The sequence below is a fragment of the Rheinheimera sp. ATLC3 genome, from assembly GCF_059429535.1.
In genome coordinates, this window is record NZ_CM182103.1 from 2,971,968 (window position 1) to 2,988,072 (window position 16,105).

The following is a 16,105-nucleotide window of genomic DNA, read 5'->3' on the forward strand; positions in this document are numbered from 1 at the left end:
CTTAGGGTATAACTAGAATAAACGATATTTACACCACACTACATTTTACGGGGAGTTGATATGAAAAATCTGATACTGGGATTAAGTTTGCTGTTGCTATCTGGCGCAGCAACCGCTGCAGATCTCGATGCCGGCAAAGCTAAAGCCGCAGTATGCGCAGCCTGCCATGGCGCCAATGGTATTTCTGTTATTCCTGATTATCCGAATCTGGCCGGCCAGAAAGTCAAGTATCTGCAAAGTGCTATTAAAGCGTACCGCGATGGTGAACGGAAGAACCCGATTATGTCGCCAATGGCCGCCGGCCTGACCGACACCGATGTAGAGAATATCGCGGCTTATTTTGCCAGCTTACCGGCCGGAGGCTGATTATCCGCCGCCAGATAATCGCTTATTTCTGCAATAAAATCTGCTCCGTAGCGTGCCAGCTTGGTCTGGCCGACACCGGAGATCGCCAGCAGGCTGCGGTTGTCTGTCGGTAACTGCTGACTCATCTCTATCAGGCTGGCGTCACTGAAGACGACAAAAGGCGGTACATCATCGCGCTGGGCAATGTGCTTGCGCAGGGCTTTTAGCTTTGCAAACAATGCCCGGTCGTATTGTTGCTTAGTCAAACGCTCTGGTTCACGTTTGACACTTTGTAACCGTGGTACCGCGAGTGACAGGGTATTTTCACCACGCAGTACTGCCCGGGCTGCCGGCTGCAGCTTTAATACCGAATGCGCGGTAATGTCCTGCTGCAGTAAACCGCAGTGAATAAGCTGGCGCAGTATGCTGAGCCAGTAATCGTGACTTAACTCTTTGCCAATGCCCCAGGTTGATAATTTGTCGTGCTTTAGCTCAGTAATTTTCTGGCTCAGGCCGCCACGCAATACCTCTATTACATGGTGCATACCAAAACTCTGGCCTACCCGATAAACACAGGACAAGGCTTTTTGCGCCAGCTCTGTGCCATTAAACTGCTGTGGTGGCTGCAGGCAGGTATCACAGTTACCGCAGGGGGTCTGGCGGGGCTCACCAAAGTAATTCAGCAGCACCAGTCTCCGGCATGTCTGGGCCTCAGCAAAGGCTGCCATCGCCAGAAAGCGCTGCCAGGTTACTTCGGCCCGCTGTATATCTTCTTCTGCATCGAGCAGGCGTTTCATCCGGCCGATATCTGCCGGGTCAAACAGCAGCAACGCTTCAGCGGCAACGCCATCCCGACCGGCACGGCCGGTTTCCTGATAATACGCTTCGATAGTGCGTGGCAGCTCAAAGTGCACAACAAAGCGGATGTTGGATTTATTGACACCCATACCAAAAGCAACTGTCGCCACAATAAATTGGTAGTCGTCACGCTTAAACGCGTCCTGTACCGTACCTCGCTCATCACTGCTCATGCCGGCGTGATAAGCTGCCGCATTATAACCACGTTGTTTTAGCTGCTCCGTCAGTTCATCAACTTTGCGTCTTGAACCGCAGTAAATAATGCCGCTGGTACCTTCCTGCTGCTGCAGGTAGCTGACCAGTTGCTCCAGCGGCCGGAACTTTTCCTGTACCGTATAGCGGATATTGGGCCGGTCAAAGCTGCCCTGGTAAATATAAGGTTGCTGCAAATTGAGCTGCTGTACAATGTCCTGCCGGGTTGCGCTGTCAGCTGTGGCCGTAAGGGCCATCACGGGAACATGGGGAAAACGTTGCTTCAACAGTGCCAGCGCCATGTAGTCGGGCCGGAAATCATGACCCCACTGCGAAATACAATGCGCTTCATCAATCGCAAACAGACTGACGCCAACATCTTGCAGCCGTTCAAGAAACTGAGGTTGCAACAGGCGCTCTGGTGCTACATACAGTAATTTGAGCTCGCCGCGCCGTAATCTGGCAAATACCTGCAGCACCTGCTCACGGCTTTGGCTGCTATTGACAAATTCGGCTGCGATACCGTTTGCCTGCAGTGAGTCAACCTGATCTTTCATCAGCGACATTAGCGGCGAAACAACAATGGTTACCTGAGGCAGCATCAGTGCGGGTAACTGGTAACATAAAGATTTACCACCCCCTGTCGGCATTAATACAAAGCTGTCCTGTCCCTGCAGCGCAACGCGGATGATCTCAGGCTGGCCATCGCGAAACTCACTATAACCGAAGGCTTGTTTTAGCAGGGGCAGTAAATCGTCTGTCACGTAAAACCAGTTGTCAGAAAAAATAAGCCGCCATTCTAAAGGGAAACGCAGGGTACAGAAACAACAAATTGGCGTAAATACTTGCCTGTGACGAAGCGTGCGGTAGACTGAAGCAGTCCGACCAAAGGTCTTACCAGTGAGAATTCCATGCATAACAGCCCGTTACTACCAATGATTACCCAGGCTTTTGATCAAATGCCGTTTAACCGTCTGCTCGGATTAAAAGTGACCCGTTTCGCAGAAGAAGGGGTCGAAGTGTGCTTTGACTGGTCTGAGCAACTGATAGGTAATCCGCTGCAAAAAATTCTGCACGGCGGCGTGATTGCCTCTGTACTAGATGTTGCAGGTGGCATAATGGCAGTGTCCAGCGCGCTGGGACGCTTAGCGGATGTTGCACCGGCAGAGCTTGCCGAGCGGCTTGGTAAAATGAGTACCATAGATATCCGCACTGACTATTTACGTCCGGGGCGAGGAGAGCGTTTTATTGCTACCGCCCGTGTTATCAGGGCAGGCAACAAAGTGGCAGTGTGCAGGATGGAGCTGCACAACGAGCAGGGCATGCACATTGCGCTGGGGACCGGCACTTATTTAGTTGGCTGACGCTTTTTTGCCGTTAAGTGCGCTGCACAGTTAATGGCATCAGGCGTATAATGGCCTCTCGTTTACCGGAGCCTGCCCGATGTCATTAAGCCGCGAACAAAAACTCGGTGGTATTTTTGCTGCCAGCGCCTATAGCCTGTGGGGCTTAGCCCCGTTGTATTTTAAACAGATCGATTTTATTCCGGCGACAGAAATACTGTTGCACCGTATTGTCTGGTCTTTTGTACTGCTGTTGTTACTGATCCTGGCCTTAAAGCAGTCAGCAAAGCTGATGGCTGTGGTCAGGCAACCTAAAATGCTGGCCTGGCTGCTACTTTGCGCTTTGCTACTGGGTGGTAACTGGGGGCTGTTTATCTGGGCGGTGAATAGTAACCATATGCTGGATGCCAGCCTGGGCTATTACATCAACCCTTTACTGAATGTCCTGCTTGGCATGCTGTTTTTAAATGAACGCCTGCGCAAATTGCAATGGGCTGCCGTCGCTCTTGCGCTAAGCGGTGTGCTTATCCAGCTGATCACTTTTGGCTCTTTACCCTGGATAGCGCTGACTCTGGCGGGCTCTTTTGCCATTTATGGCCTGATGCGCAAGAAGTTGGCTGTTGATGCCATCAGTGGCTTATTTCTGGAGTCTTTACTGCTACTGCCGCTGGCATTATGGTTCTGGAGTCAGCATGCTGACAGTAGCGCAGCAAATTTATTGCATAACAGCTGGCAGTTAAATGTTTATCTGGTCGCGGCTGGCCTGGTGACCACAGTACCGCTATTGTGTTTTATTGCTGGTGCACGGCGCTTGCAGTTATCTACCATGGGGTTCTTTCAGTACATTGGCCCAAGTTGTATGTTTGTATTTGGCGTTTGGTTATACCATGAACCTTTTGCGTCAGAGCGTTTGCTAACATTTGCGCTGATCTGGCTGGCGCTGTTTTTCTACACGCTGGATGCCTGGCAGTTCAATCGTTTTAGCCGGCGTCAGGCGCTGGCCAGAAGCGGGTAGTGGGTCGCGAAAACAGAAGGAAGTGACGGTGAGCTTAATTGATTTAATTGCAGTGATCTGGTTTTTCAGCCTCTGGGTAGGCTATACGCTGTTTGCCAAGCAACGGGCCAAGGTGGTCAGTTGTTTATCGTTTGAACTCAGACGCAAGCGTAATGACTGGATGCAACGCATGTTGCAGCGCGACAACAAAATGGCCGATGTCGGGCTTATTTCTACGCTTGAGCGTAATGTAACGTTTTTTGCATCCAGCACTTTGCTGATACTGGCAGGCTTACTGACCGCGATGACCTCATCCGAAAAGCTCAGCCTGATGTTATCGAATCTGGTGCCGTGGGCAACCTATACCGAAGGCCTGGTGCAGATAAAATTACTGTTGCTGGCGTTTGTGTTCGTGTTCGCCTTTTTTCAGTTCACCTGGTCGTTGCGTCAGTACGGTTTTTGCGGGGTATTAATCGGCGCTGCACCCGACGGGCGTGACATGGCCACCGAAGAGCAGCAACTGTATGCAAACCGCGCGTCAAAGGTGATTGATCAGGCCGGTCACTCGTTCAATTATGGTTTGCGTTCAATCTATTTTTCGTTATCAGCGTTGGCGTGGTTTATCGATCCGATTTTATTTATGGTGGCCGCGGTTGTGGTTATGCTGGTGATGAAGCAGCGCGAATTTCACTCTAAAGTGCTAAAAGCCCTGCAGGAGTGCTGATAATAACTGCAAAGAAAAACGCAGCCAGTGTTAAGCGGCTGCGTTGTTGTAGTCAGTAACGCCTTGCTCAGTTAGTTGCTGCGGATCTCAAAGGCTTTAATCACCCGTGATACACCTTCAACATGGCGGGTTATGTCAACTGCTTTAGCGGCTTCCTGCTCGCTGACGATACCCATTAAAAACACTTCGGCATTTTCTGTGATCACTTTGATATTCAGGCCACTCACCTGCTCATCGGCCAGCAACTGACTTTTCACTTTGGTAGATATCCAGCCGTCACGGGTGCGGGTGGTCATAGCGGTGTTGTTACCCAGCCGGATCTGGTTTTGCACATCACGCACACCATCAATACCGCTGACTAATGCCTGAGCCTGCTGGCGGATTTGCTCGCTGGCGGTCTGGCCGGTCAGCAATAGCACGCCATTATAGCTGGTGACGTTAATATTACTGCCCTCTGCAGTGGCAGGATGATCAGCCAGCGCGCGCTGCGCTTTTAACACGACGTTTTTATCGTCAATCTGGGCACCCAGTGTGCGGCGATCGTTCGCCGCTGTTACTGCCGTAGCGCCGCCGGCAACCACGGCTGCGGCGCAGCCTTGCAACAGTGCCAGCAGTGTGCAGGCGCAAATAAATTTTACTGTGTTCATAAGTCTTCCTGTTGTGGAAATAATGTCATATCAATCAGTTCGCACAAACTGTGCAGTAAAAAGGTGTAGCACTCGAAAATACGTGACTGGCGGTGCGCGGGCACTTTCAGCTCAACATCCTGCTGATTCAGCAAGCCCGACAGCTCACCACTGCCATCAACGGTCAGGGCAATAATTTTCATATCGTTGGTCAGTGCTGCTTCGACCGCTTTAATCAGCTCAGGTTCGCTGCCAGTTAATGAGATCACCAGTAAAACGTCATTGCTTAGGCCCAGCGCTTTAATCTGCCTGGCCAGATAATCCTGTTGATGGCTGTGTTGCAGGCTGTGATTATGGCTTTGCAACGCGACTGCCGGTAAGCACGGGCGCTCTGTTTCAAACTGGTCAAGTAACAATTGCGAGAAGTGCTGCGCCAACGCGTCAGTGGCGCCATTGCCACAACAGATGACTTTGCCGCCACTGACCAGGTTGTTGACAATAACAAAGGCGGCATTTTCCAGTGGCAACGCCAGACTCTCGCCTGCCGCGATCATGGTTTGGATATTTTCACTAAAAAGCTGACGGATATGCTCTTGCATCAGACTGTCCTGCGGGTTGTTCTACTGGGTAATGGCATTTTTTATCCATTGGTACTGATAGGGTGGCTGGCCTTCAATGGCCAGAACATCAAGCCGGCAGGCTTGTTCGGTCAGCCGGTGCTGCTGCAGATACCAGCGGCTGGTACGTAGCAGCTTCTGCTGTTTGCTAAAGGTTACCGCTGCTGCTGCGCCACCAAATGCACTGCTGGCGCGGTATTTAACTTCTACAAACACCAAACAGCCGCCATCTTGCATCACCAGATCAATTTCACCGGCCTTACACTGGAAGTTTTGTTGTATCAGCCGCAGCCCCTGACGTTGCAGATATTGCAGTGCCAGTTGTTCATACTGCTGCCCAAGGTTATTCATGCCGGGTTTAGGGTTCCTGTACCGGTCTTAACCGGTTGTTGCGATAGCTGGCCCAGCTAAGCTGACGCACTATGCTACCTTCTGGCGTAAGCCTTAACTGCCCGGTTAGCCCCGGAAACACGGTAGCGGGCAACTGCTGTTGCTGGCGCAGGCTACCAACCAGCTGATAAGCATCATACCCCATTGCAAACAGACGCTGCAGTGTTTCGTCCTGATCAGCAAATAATTGCTGATATTGCTGACGCAGTTCAACGCTGCCTTGCTCTGCCAGCATCCAAGGCATTTCAGTAAAGGTTAAACCGTTTAAATCGCGCTGATCGGTGCTATCCAGGCTGGTACTGTGGCTGCGCGAGCTGGCGTAAACCGGCAGCCTGGGGGCGGTCTGACTGACTGAAACGTCGACAAAGGGCTTAAATAGCCGGGTTTGCACCGGATCAGCAATCAGGTAAATGGCATCGATATCCAGCCGGCTATGCGGGTCGGCCTCCAGTTTCTGTGGCAGTAGCGAGCTTATTTGCTTTACCCTGTCGCGGCTGCGGTCAGTTTCCAGCAGGCTGTTAATCAGGGTTTCCAGCTCTTCTTTGCTATTGAACTGATGCATTTCCGGTGCGTCATTGCCCAGCTTGCGCCACTCGGCGGCAAAGTGCTGCTGCATGCGCACGCTGACATTGTTGGCAGAACTTATCACGACTGGCCGGCGGTAATTTTTCTGGGCAAACAGTTGAGCCATCTGACTGGCTTCGTCTTCCATGCTCAGCGCAAAATAGAATTGTTCAGCCTTAGTGATGTTATTGTCTTTACTGTTTAAAAACAGCGTTGGCCATGCCCAGTTATCGACTTTACTGACATTGTCTACCTGATCTTTTAACAGTGGGCCAATGACAAACTCGGCCTGAGCCTGCTCAATTTGTTGTTGCATGGCTTCTGGCGACTGCTGGCTGTCTATAAATACCAGCGAGGTCGCTTGCTTACTGCTTGCCGCTGCCAGAATGCCATACTGAATGGCCTGGGCATGTGGCCGGAATTGCCCTTGTAGTGGCAGTAACACCGCTATGCGTTTGGGCTGGTAAGGTGTCAGGTTGATTAACTGGCGCACAGCATCAGGCAGCTGCGACAGTGCCGGCAGCGTCGGATAGCGGCGTTGCCAGTCAGCGAAAGCTTGTTGTAAAGCTTCAGGCTGACCAATATAACGCCGGCTTAGCAGTGCCAGATTCAGCCAGCCAGCCGTGTTGTAATCGGCTCCTGTTCGTAAACCTTCTAACTGACTGTCGCTCAGCGCTGACAGGTTTTGCCACAACAGGTCCGGATATTGTGGAAAGTTCTGTAAAGCGCCGTCTTGCTGTTCCAGCAATAACAAGCTGCGGCAGGCAGCTAAGTAGCGTTGTTGCTGGCTTTGATACTGGCCGGCAAGCCACAGAAATTCAGCTCGGTCCGACTCGGCTATCTGATCCAGTTCAATCTTGTCCAACAGCTGCATCAGGCTGTGTTGTTGGCGTGTGGCAAGATAGGCTTTTAGCCTTGGCAGCATATTCTGGCGTCTGACCAATGGATAGGGGCTTTGTTTCAGGTTTTCAGTGATTGCCAACGCCAGCAGGTAATCTTCTTCTGCCAACGCCTGGCTGGCGGCTTTTAGCAGGTGGTAATGTTGCGGTTCAGCCTGATAATTGCGGGCTAGCTGGTACAGCTCTCGGGCAGAATATGGCTGCTCATCTGTTTTGTTCACCGCAGGTGTGTCGACTGACGACCGGGGGGCTGTTGCCGGGCCTTGTGCACAACCGGCCAGAATACCACTGAGGCAGAGAAATAAAGCGGGCTTAAATTTGCTGGAAGTCACAATGCACAGTACCATAGCGAAACAATGGTCTTATCTTACTGAGACTGCCGGTTAAGCTCAATTAAATAGCGTACATTAATCATAAAATGGCAAAAGATAACGGTTTTTTATATGTAGTGGCGACACCGATAGGCAATCTGGACGATATCAGCCAGCGTGCCATTGATACACTGAAACAGGCCGACTGGATAGCGGCGGAAGACACCCGCCATACCGGCAGGTTGCTGCAACACCTGGCCATTTCTGCCAAAACCATTGCGTTGCATGATCATAATGAAAAACAGCGTGCTGCCAGCATTATTCAAAAATGTCAGGCGGGCGAAAATGTGGCGCTGGTATCCGACGCTGGTACGCCATTGATCAGTGATCCGGGCTATAGCTTGGTGCGCCAATGCCGCGAAGCCGGGGTAAGAGTTATCCCCATTCCAGGCCCCTGTGCATTAATTACTGCGCTGTGTGCTGCCGGTTTGCCCACTGACAAATTTCATTTTATCGGCTTTTTACTGCCAAAAAGTCAGCAGCGACAAAATCAGCTGGCAGATGTGCCGGCCGGCGTCGGCACCATTATATGCTACGACACGGCACGGCGGATTAAAGACACCTTACAGGATGTTGCACTGGTGTTTGGCGCTGATCGCGAACTGGTGCTGGCAAAAGAGCTGACCAAAACTTTTGAGCATTTGGAATATGGCACAGCAGCACACATTACTGCCTGGCTGGATGCCGACCCGCAGCGCTGTCAGGGGGAAATGGTGCTGATGATAGCCCCCACGCCAAAGGCCGACAGCGAAATAAGCGATGCTGCCCAGACCACATTAAAATTATTGCTGGCAGAGCTGCCAGTGAAGAAGGCCGCAGCCATTACCGCAGAAATTCATGGTATGAAGAAAAATGCGCTGTATAAGCTTGCGCTGCAATTTACTGGTGAAAGCGAATAAAAAGCGTATAATCGCCGCCGTGAGTTGGCCAAGACAATCGCTGCCTGCGTAAGCAGGGGGAGGAAAGTCCGGGCTCCACAGGGCAGGGTGCCAGGTAACGCCTGGGAGGCGAGAGCCTACGACCAGTGCAACAGAGAGCAAACCGCCGATGGCCCTTTCGTAAGAAAGGGATCAGGTAAGGGTGAAAGGGTGCGGTAAGAGCGCACCGCGCGACTGGCAACAGTTCGTGGCACGGTAAACTCCACCCGGAGCAAGATCAAATAGGCCCCCTTTGGCGTGGCCCGCGTTGGGGGCGGGTAGATTGCTTGAGGCTTAAGGCGACTTAAGTCCTAGAGGAATGATTGTCACTCTGGCTACAGAGCACAGAACCCGGCTTACTGGCTGGCTCACCCCGAATTACAAAAAAACCGCAGCTTAGCTGCGGTTTTTTTGTTTTCTGCTAGCCATATGCAGAAAAAAGCCCGCACAAGGCGGGCTGGAAGTCACCAGGAACGGTGGGTTTAGAAATCAAAACCAACTGACAGCTGTAGACGACGTGGGTTGTAGTACTGGGTTGGTTCGCCATAGGTGGTTGATGTTGCTACCGGATCGATGCGGTAACCGGTTTGACGATCAAACACGTTAAACAGGTCAGCGCGGAAACGCAGCACATACTTATCAGCAAAGGTAAAGTTCTGGTTATAGCTCAAATCTAACTGCCAGTGGCTGGCACTGCGACGGCTTCCTGCAGGTTCTGCAAACTTGCTGGTACTTGACGCCGAACCGTAATAACTGCCATCCCAGGTCTCCCAAGGTTGACCTGACTGGTACACAAAATAAGCGCCAATATTGGCTTCCCAATCTGTGGTGTAGTAGCCAAAGGCTTTTAGCAGATGCGGTTTGTCGCCAGACAGTTTTCCATACCGATTGTCCCAAGGCATTAGCCCCGGGCCATCACCGTAGTTAGATGAACCAATGAACCAGTTACCGTCGTTATTTTTCGTGGTGTTATCCTGATCAAAGTTCCCGTAGTAATGGCTCCAAACGTATGAGACATTAAAGTAAGTGCGATCACCAAAATATTCGGCTTCCAGGCTAACTTCCCAATACTTGGTCTGGCCATCATCAACTTCGGCAACAACATAGGTGCCGCCTGATGGGTTACCAATACCGTCATAGCGGTCGGCTAAATCAGGAATATATAAGCCTTTATCTGCTATGTGAGCCGGCACTTCACCGTTACCATAAGCACCCCGTAGCCGGGCATTGTTTGGCATATCTTCCCAGAAGTGTGAACCATAGCGGTAACGGGTATGGCCGCGCAGTTGTAAGCGGTCAGTAATAGCCCGGGTGGTACCTACGGTAATCTCATCAATACGGTGTGGTTTCATATTATCGGCAAAAAGTTTACCTGATGAACCATTGGCTACGCCAGAGTCAAGATAATTACCGTCTTCATCAAAATATACATTTAACGTCCGATCAGCAGTGCTACGATCCCATGACGCAGCCCTGGCCAATGAGCTGGCTTCCGGGTTATAGCTGGCGTAGTTGGCAAATACCGAGTTTTGACCATCGTATTTCCAGTCAATGCCCAGGCGCGGCTGGATCATATCCTGCCAGTCAACCGAGTACATTTTGTATTTTTCGCCCATCGCCAGTTCCCAACCTGAACCGTTGGCAGAATTGGCGCGTAAACCCTGACCGTATAAGGTGTCTTTACTGATCAGCACACCGATATTGTAAGTAAAGTCACCATGCTCAATGGTATCGTTAATTTCCAGGTTCCATGATTCAGAGAACGAGTGGATGGCAGGTACGGCCTGACCTGATTCATTTAAGAAGCTCATTTGTAGTACAGAAGCCGTGTAGAATACAGATGTTGGATCAAGATCAGCAACAGAACTCTCTAATGTTAGATCTCTACCGCCATGATAACTGATACTACCCCAACCGTTTGATAGTCGACTTAATTCTTCTTCAGCTTCTGAGTATTTCAGGCCGATATGAATAGAGTGCACCAGTTCATTACCAATAATTTCATGATCCAAGGCCAGCTCGAAGCTGTCACGGAAGAAATTTTGGTTGCTGTACTGATAATAAGCACCGACACCGCCACCGCCGGTCAATACACCATTTTCGGTATAACCATAACGGTTAATCAGTGCTTGTGCGCCGGGGTTAAACGTGGCTGCATCAGGATCTGTATTATTCAACAAATCGGGCACATTAAAGTAGCCCATTTGTTCAAGGTTAGCGACATCAAGTGATGCGCCGATTTCTGGCACAACACTTAATTCAACGTCAGGTTTACCACCGGTCTTGTAATCAAACTTGCTAATGTTAAAGCTTAATGTGGTGTAATCACCCAGAATATAAGACCCATCAAAGGTAAAAATCTTTTGTGTTGCCTGGGAACCAGCTGAAACACTATCAGCTTCAAACTCACCGATACTATCACCAATGACGACGCGGTCCGAATCGCGGTAGCTAAGGTTTAACAATAAATCATCAGTAGGTGCCCAGGTTAATTTACCAAAGTACTCATCGCGATCGCTTTTGTAGGCTTTGGTAGGGCCGTACGCAGTCACTTTATTTGAGCCTTTTTCTTCCGGGCCATAGTAAGAGCCATAAAAGAACAGCTGATCTTCAATTAAAGGGCCAGCTACGCTGGCGGTGATCCAGGTTTTATCAACGTCCTCTTCCACACCATCTTCTTTAGAAGCAGAGAAGTTTTTATTTTCGATTTTGTACTCAACACTGCCTTTAAACTCGTTGGTACCCGATTTTGTTTTAGTATTAATAGCAAAACCACCTGAGCGGTTAAAGCCGACTGCTTTAGCACCGCCGCGCTCCATCGACACCATTTCGATATCGTGCGTTGACGGCTCAGACGCCAGATTACCGAACATTGGCAGTGAAACATCAACACCGTCGAAACCGTATTTGTTATGTGCACCGGAACCGCCAGCTGACGGGCCTAAGGTGCCGTTTTCGGTATACTGCACGCCAGGGACGATTTTCAGCATATCGCGGAAGGTTTGGCCGACAGGCAGGGCTTCTACCACGTCTGAGCCCAGAGAGTTACTCAGCGATGAATTACCCTGCTGAGCGAAAAATGGCGAGCCGACAACCTGAATAACTTCTATATCACCAGTCTGACTTTGTAATGCAACATTAACGTTGGAGGTTTGATCCAGCAGAACATCGACTTCCATCTGTTGCACGCTGCCATCAGCAGCAGTGATGGTCAGTGTGTAGCGGCCCGGGATCAGCAACGGCAAATTGAAGCTACCATCTTCACGCGTATGCACTGTGCGTGGCTTTGGCATCACCGGGCTGGTTGCTACGACGGTGACACCTGAAACAGAACCTGTTGCCTGTTCAGTCGTTACTTTACCGCGGATACCACCTGCCTGTTGCGCCAGCGCCGGTGTGCAAAGCAGCATACCGGCCAGTACTACGGCTGAAACTTTTGCGGGTTTAGTCAAGGCTGTTTGCACAGCATCGACTAATCGATGTTTATGTAAGGTTTGCTGTTGAGACTTCATTGCTCTCTCCTGGAGTTGCGTTATTTTGTTTTATTCAGTGCTATCCGTTATTCGGGTCTGCGCGCCCGTTTTTTTAGTAGTGTTTGTTTTCTGCACAAAATTAACATAGCAATATTTCTTTCCTTTGGAAAATAATTTATGCTCAATTTTGTAAATTATTGGAATATTTGATTCCTTTACGTTGTATTGTAGCGCTGTTGCTGCTATTTAACGTAATGAAATGAAACAATTATTCAGGAGTCGGCATGAAGAATATGGTGCGGTTGCTGTGCGGTTTTTACCTGCTGGCACTGACCACTGCGTCTGCTAATCAGTTTAGTTCTGACGTGCCATTAATACAGCCGGAACAGATGAGCCGCCAGTTCTGGCAGATGAAATTAACCGACGGCGATAAGACATTACTGACGCCAGAGCAAATAGCCAGCCGCAATAAACAGACCTTTGCATTGCAAAGCGAAATGCAATCGCTTGACAGCTTGCCGCAAACACTGAGTAAAGCTGAGTTACTCAGTGTTATTGCTAATGTCAGCCCGGTGCCGTCAAGTGCGAGGTTTTATGCCGATGGCCGTGAAGTCAGTCAGCAGCAATGGCAACAATACCGGGCATTACTCGCCATCGATAAGGTGCAGCTGCAAAACACGCTGCAATTTGCTTTAGTGGTAAAGCGTACTGCACTCAGGGCTTTTCCTACCGAAGACAGGGTATTTAACAGCGAAGCCAATCTGGATTTGGACCGCTTTGCTGAAACGGCGCTGTTTCCCACAGATGCCGTTGTAATACTGCATTACAGTGCAGATAGTAACTGGGCACTGGTGCAGAGTTTTAACTACACCGGCTGGGTCAAGACAAACGACATTGCCACCGGCAGCAAAGAACAAGTACTGGGTTATGCCAGCAGGCAACCGTTTTTGGTCATCACCGGTGCGACAGTGCACACAGCTTACACGCCAAACCGGCCAGACATATCAGAATTGCAGCTGGAAATGGGCTTACGTCTGGCGCTAATGGATGCAGCAGATACCGGTTTTAGTGTGCATGGGCAAAACCCGTTGGCCAGTTATATAGTGTCCTTGCCGGTGCGCAGTGAAGAGGGTTCACTGGCATTTGTGCCGGCGCTGATCCCGCGCAGTGCCGATGTCAGGCTGGGCTATCTGCCGTTTACTGCCAATAATATTTTGCAGCAGGCGTTTAAGTTTCTGGGTGAACGTTATGGTTGGGGCCACGACTACAACGGGCGTGACTGCACAGGCTTTATCTCAGAGATTTTCCGCAGTTTTGGCTTTGTTATGCCGCGTAACTCGGGGCAGCAGGGCAAAGGCGCCTATGGCGATAATATCCGCTTTGACCAAAACAGCAGCGCGCAGGACAAACTTAGCGCCATACAGAAAGCCCGCGTAGGGGACTTATTTTATTTTCCGGGTCACGTGTCTTTGTACCTGGGTATGCTGGATAACCAACCTTTTATGATCCATGACGTTAATACACTTATCTATCCGCTGGAAAACGGTCAGCTATATCGTGGCACGTTAAATGGCGTAGTGGTAACACCTATGCTACCACTGAATGCCAATACTGAGCAGTCGTATTTCGACGCGCTCTATGCTATTAAATCATTGCGTTAACAGGGGCAACTATGAAAATTACAGACATTAAACTGGGTATGTTGCGCGTGCCTCTGAAAACACCGTTTAAAACGGCATTGCGTACGGTAAACACCATTGAAGATATTATTGTGATGGTGGAAACCGATACCGGTCATGTTGGTTATGGTGAAGCGCCGGCAACAGCGGTTATTACCGGCGATATCCATGGTTCCATTATCGAAGCCATCCGCACTGTGATAAAACCCAAGCTGCTTGGCCAGGATATCGCTGATTTAAATCATATCGTACGGCTGATACAGGGCTGTATTATGAAAAACTACAGCGCGAAAGCTGCTGTCGAAATAGCCGTTTACGATTTATTCGCTCAGTTATACAAGGCGCCGCTATATAAAGTGCTGGGCGGCGGCGTGCCTAAAATAACTACTGATATTACCATTAGTGTGGACTATATCGATAAGATGGTTGCCGACTCGCTGCAGGCGATAGACCGCGGCTTTGAAACACTGAAAGTTAAAGTGGGCAAAGATATTGGTGTCGATATCGAGCGGGTAAAAGCCATTTATGCGGCGGTGGAAGGCAAGGCACTGATCCGGCTTGATGCTAATCAGGGCTGGACAGCAAAAGAAGCGGTATATGCGCTGCATAAGCTGGAAGATGCGGGCGTGCGGCTAGAGCTGGTAGAGCAGCCGGTTAAAGCCTACGATCTGGAAGGGCTGAAATACATTACTGAACGCGTACATACGCCGGTGATGGCCGATGAAAGCAGCTTTGGCCCACGCGAGGTTATTGATCTGATAAAGATGCGGGCTGCCGACATTATCAATATTAAGTTGATGAAAACCGGTGGTATTGCCAATGCGATCAAAATTGCTGATATCTGCTCGTTTTACGATATGCAGTGCATGATTGGCTGCATGCTCGAAGGCAGTGTCAGTGTGGCGGCGGCAGTGCATGTGGCGGTGGCAAAATCAGATGTGATCACCAAAATAGACCTGGATGGGCCTTCATTGTGCCTGTTTGATCCGGTAAAAAGCAGTGTGAAGTTTCATGATGCTGATATCACCATTGAAGATGCGCCGGGGCTGGGCATTACGGCTATCGAGGGCCTGGAGATGTTGCCGGGTAACTAAAGTTGCTAATTAGCTCGCACAACCCTGAACGAATAGCTCAGGGTTACCTTGTTCAGCTCAGGGCTGTCTCAATTCGCTCAGGGCTGTTTCAATCCGCTCAAGGCTGTTCCAATATATGTAACAGCTTGCTGCTTTCTTCCAACTGGTGATCGCTGTTTTGTCGCTGACACAGCAGTAAATACAGAATATGGCATAGGTGCTGTTGTGCCAGCTGCACCAATATAGGGTTTACCCGCACGTTCTCGTCACCACTTAATGCGTATAACGCTGTGTTTGCGGCCATACTCAGCGCATTGGCTTTGAAGCTGGTCAGGCTGATCAGCGGAATATTTTTATTCTTAGCGTAACGTGCCAGTTTCAACAAGTCATTGTTCTGGCCTGATTCGGATACCAGCAACATTACGCTATTACTGCTAAGTGTGCTGGCGAGCTGCAGTGTCAGGGCCGGATCACTATGTTGTAGCGCCAGTTTACCCAGTTGCAGTAAGCGAAATTGCATATCGTGGGCAACAATAGCCGAGGTGCCATAACCTGCCAGCAGTATTTTGTCGGCCTGGCTCAGGTGTAAGGCGGCATCGAGCAGTGATTTTTCTTCATTAATCTCTAAAATACCACGTAAATGGCTGGTCAGACTGAACTGCAACTGTTCTACTAAGTTCACCAGACCGCTTTGTACCGGGTTTTGCTCCTGATTGTCGCGGTTTAGCGTTGAAGCGGTGATCACCGCCTCACTGACGGCTAGCTTCAGATCGGGGTAACCTTTATAACCCAGTTTCTGGCAGAATTTCACCACGCTGGATTGGCTGGTGCCGACAGCATCAGCTAATTGCTGGGATGAATAATCCCGTAGCAAATTGGCGTTATCGAGAATAAAATCTGCCAGCTTGCGTTCGATAACGGACATTTGCTCCAGCATGCCGCGGATCTTCAGTAAACACACCATAGGGCTTTAATCCTTTTATCGCTGCTGCGCTATTGTGGAATTTGTTATTAGCTTGATGCACCAGTATTGAATAATT

General features: G+C 50.0%; 14 protein-coding genes and 1 other RNA gene. 8 read left to right on the plus strand and 7 right to left on the minus strand.

The window, feature by feature from the left end; genetic code table 11:
- Positions 1-60: 60 nt before the first annotated feature.
- On the plus strand, positions 61-366 hold the full coding sequence (locus tag AC5SV9_RS13665; protein WP_475149509.1) for a c-type cytochrome: 306 nt from the start codon (positions 61-63) through the stop codon (positions 364-366).
- On the opposite strand, the gene recQ is transcribed toward AC5SV9_RS13665, so the two are convergent.
- A complete protein-coding gene (recQ, locus tag AC5SV9_RS13670; RefSeq protein ID WP_475149508.1) occupies positions 336-2,159 on the minus strand; it encodes a DNA helicase RecQ in 1,824 nt (607 codons plus the stop codon). The genes AC5SV9_RS13665 and recQ overlap by 31 nt on opposite strands.
- 147 nt (positions 2,160-2,306) lie before the next feature.
- Here recQ and AC5SV9_RS13675 point away from each other — a divergent pair, with 147 nt between their 5' ends.
- The 3 genes from AC5SV9_RS13675 to AC5SV9_RS13685 all read left to right on the plus strand — a co-directional run bounded on the left by AC5SV9_RS13675 (position 2,307) and on the right by AC5SV9_RS13685 (position 4,456).
- Positions 2,307-2,759: a thioesterase family protein gene (locus AC5SV9_RS13675; protein WP_226766611.1), complete on the plus strand. Its 453-nt coding sequence runs from the start codon at positions 2,307-2,309 to the stop codon at positions 2,757-2,759.
- A gap of 79 nt (positions 2,760-2,838) precedes the next feature.
- Positions 2,839-3,753: an EamA family transporter RarD gene (gene rarD / locus AC5SV9_RS13680; RefSeq protein ID WP_226766612.1), complete on the plus strand. Its 915-nt coding sequence runs from the start codon at positions 2,839-2,841 to the stop codon at positions 3,751-3,753.
- A gap of 28 nt (positions 3,754-3,781) precedes the next feature.
- Positions 3,782-4,456, plus strand: a complete 675-nt coding sequence (locus AC5SV9_RS13685; protein WP_226766613.1) for a DUF599 domain-containing protein — start codon at positions 3,782-3,784, stop codon at positions 4,454-4,456.
- A 71-nt stretch (positions 4,457-4,527) separates the two neighbouring features.
- Here the strand turns inward: AC5SV9_RS13685 and dolP are convergent, their stop codons facing one another.
- Genes dolP through AC5SV9_RS13705 form a run of 4 tightly spaced genes read right to left on the minus strand, consistent with a single transcriptional unit; the run spans position 4,528 to position 7,884 of the window.
- On the minus strand, positions 4,528-5,103 hold the full coding sequence (dolP, locus tag AC5SV9_RS13690) for a division/outer membrane stress-associated lipid-binding lipoprotein (protein WP_134052312.1): 576 nt from the start codon (positions 5,101-5,103) through the stop codon (positions 4,528-4,530).
- Positions 5,100-5,681, minus strand: a complete 582-nt coding sequence (locus AC5SV9_RS13695; protein WP_475149505.1) for an SIS domain-containing protein — start codon at positions 5,679-5,681, stop codon at positions 5,100-5,102. Before AC5SV9_RS13695 ends, dolP begins: the two co-directional genes overlap by 4 nt.
- 21 nt (positions 5,682-5,702) lie before the next feature.
- A complete protein-coding gene (locus AC5SV9_RS13700; RefSeq protein WP_475149504.1) occupies positions 5,703-6,050 on the minus strand; it encodes a YraN family protein in 348 nt (115 codons plus the stop codon).
- A gap of 7 nt (positions 6,051-6,057) precedes the next feature.
- Positions 6,058-7,884 carry a penicillin-binding protein activator gene (locus AC5SV9_RS13705; protein WP_475149502.1) on the minus strand — a complete coding sequence of 609 codons (1,827 nt, stop codon included), beginning with the start codon at positions 7,882-7,884 and terminating at the stop codon, positions 6,058-6,060.
- A gap of 86 nt (positions 7,885-7,970) precedes the next feature.
- Between AC5SV9_RS13705 and rsmI the strand changes: the two genes are divergently transcribed.
- Together rsmI and rnpB are read left to right on the plus strand one after the other, a co-directional pair.
- Positions 7,971-8,822, plus strand: coding sequence for a 16S rRNA (cytidine(1402)-2'-O)-methyltransferase (gene rsmI / locus AC5SV9_RS13710; protein WP_475149501.1), 852 nt, complete (start codon positions 7,971-7,973; stop codon positions 8,820-8,822).
- 20 nt (positions 8,823-8,842) lie between these two features.
- Positions 8,843-9,215: RNase P RNA component class A (rnpB, locus tag AC5SV9_RS13715), an RNA gene on the plus strand.
- Positions 9,216-9,322: 107 nt separating this feature from the next.
- Here the strand turns inward: rnpB and AC5SV9_RS13720 are convergent.
- Complete coding sequence (locus AC5SV9_RS13720; RefSeq protein WP_475149500.1) at positions 9,323-12,352, minus strand: TonB-dependent receptor; 3,030 nt, start codon at positions 12,350-12,352, stop codon at positions 9,323-9,325.
- Between the two features lie 245 nt (positions 12,353-12,597).
- Here AC5SV9_RS13720 and AC5SV9_RS13725 point away from each other — a divergent pair, with 245 nt between their 5' ends.
- Positions 12,598-13,974, plus strand: coding sequence for an SH3 domain-containing protein (locus AC5SV9_RS13725; RefSeq protein ID WP_475149498.1), 1,377 nt, complete (start codon positions 12,598-12,600; stop codon positions 13,972-13,974).
- 11 nt (positions 13,975-13,985) lie between these two features.
- Complete coding sequence (locus AC5SV9_RS13730; RefSeq protein WP_475149496.1) at positions 13,986-15,086, plus strand: dipeptide epimerase; 1,101 nt, start codon at positions 13,986-13,988, stop codon at positions 15,084-15,086.
- 97 nt (positions 15,087-15,183) lie between these two features.
- Here AC5SV9_RS13730 and AC5SV9_RS13735 read toward each other — a convergent pair whose 3' ends face one another.
- Complete coding sequence (locus AC5SV9_RS13735; RefSeq protein ID WP_475149495.1) at positions 15,184-16,029, minus strand: MurR/RpiR family transcriptional regulator; 846 nt, start codon at positions 16,027-16,029, stop codon at positions 15,184-15,186.
- Positions 16,030-16,105: the final 76 nt, after the last annotated feature.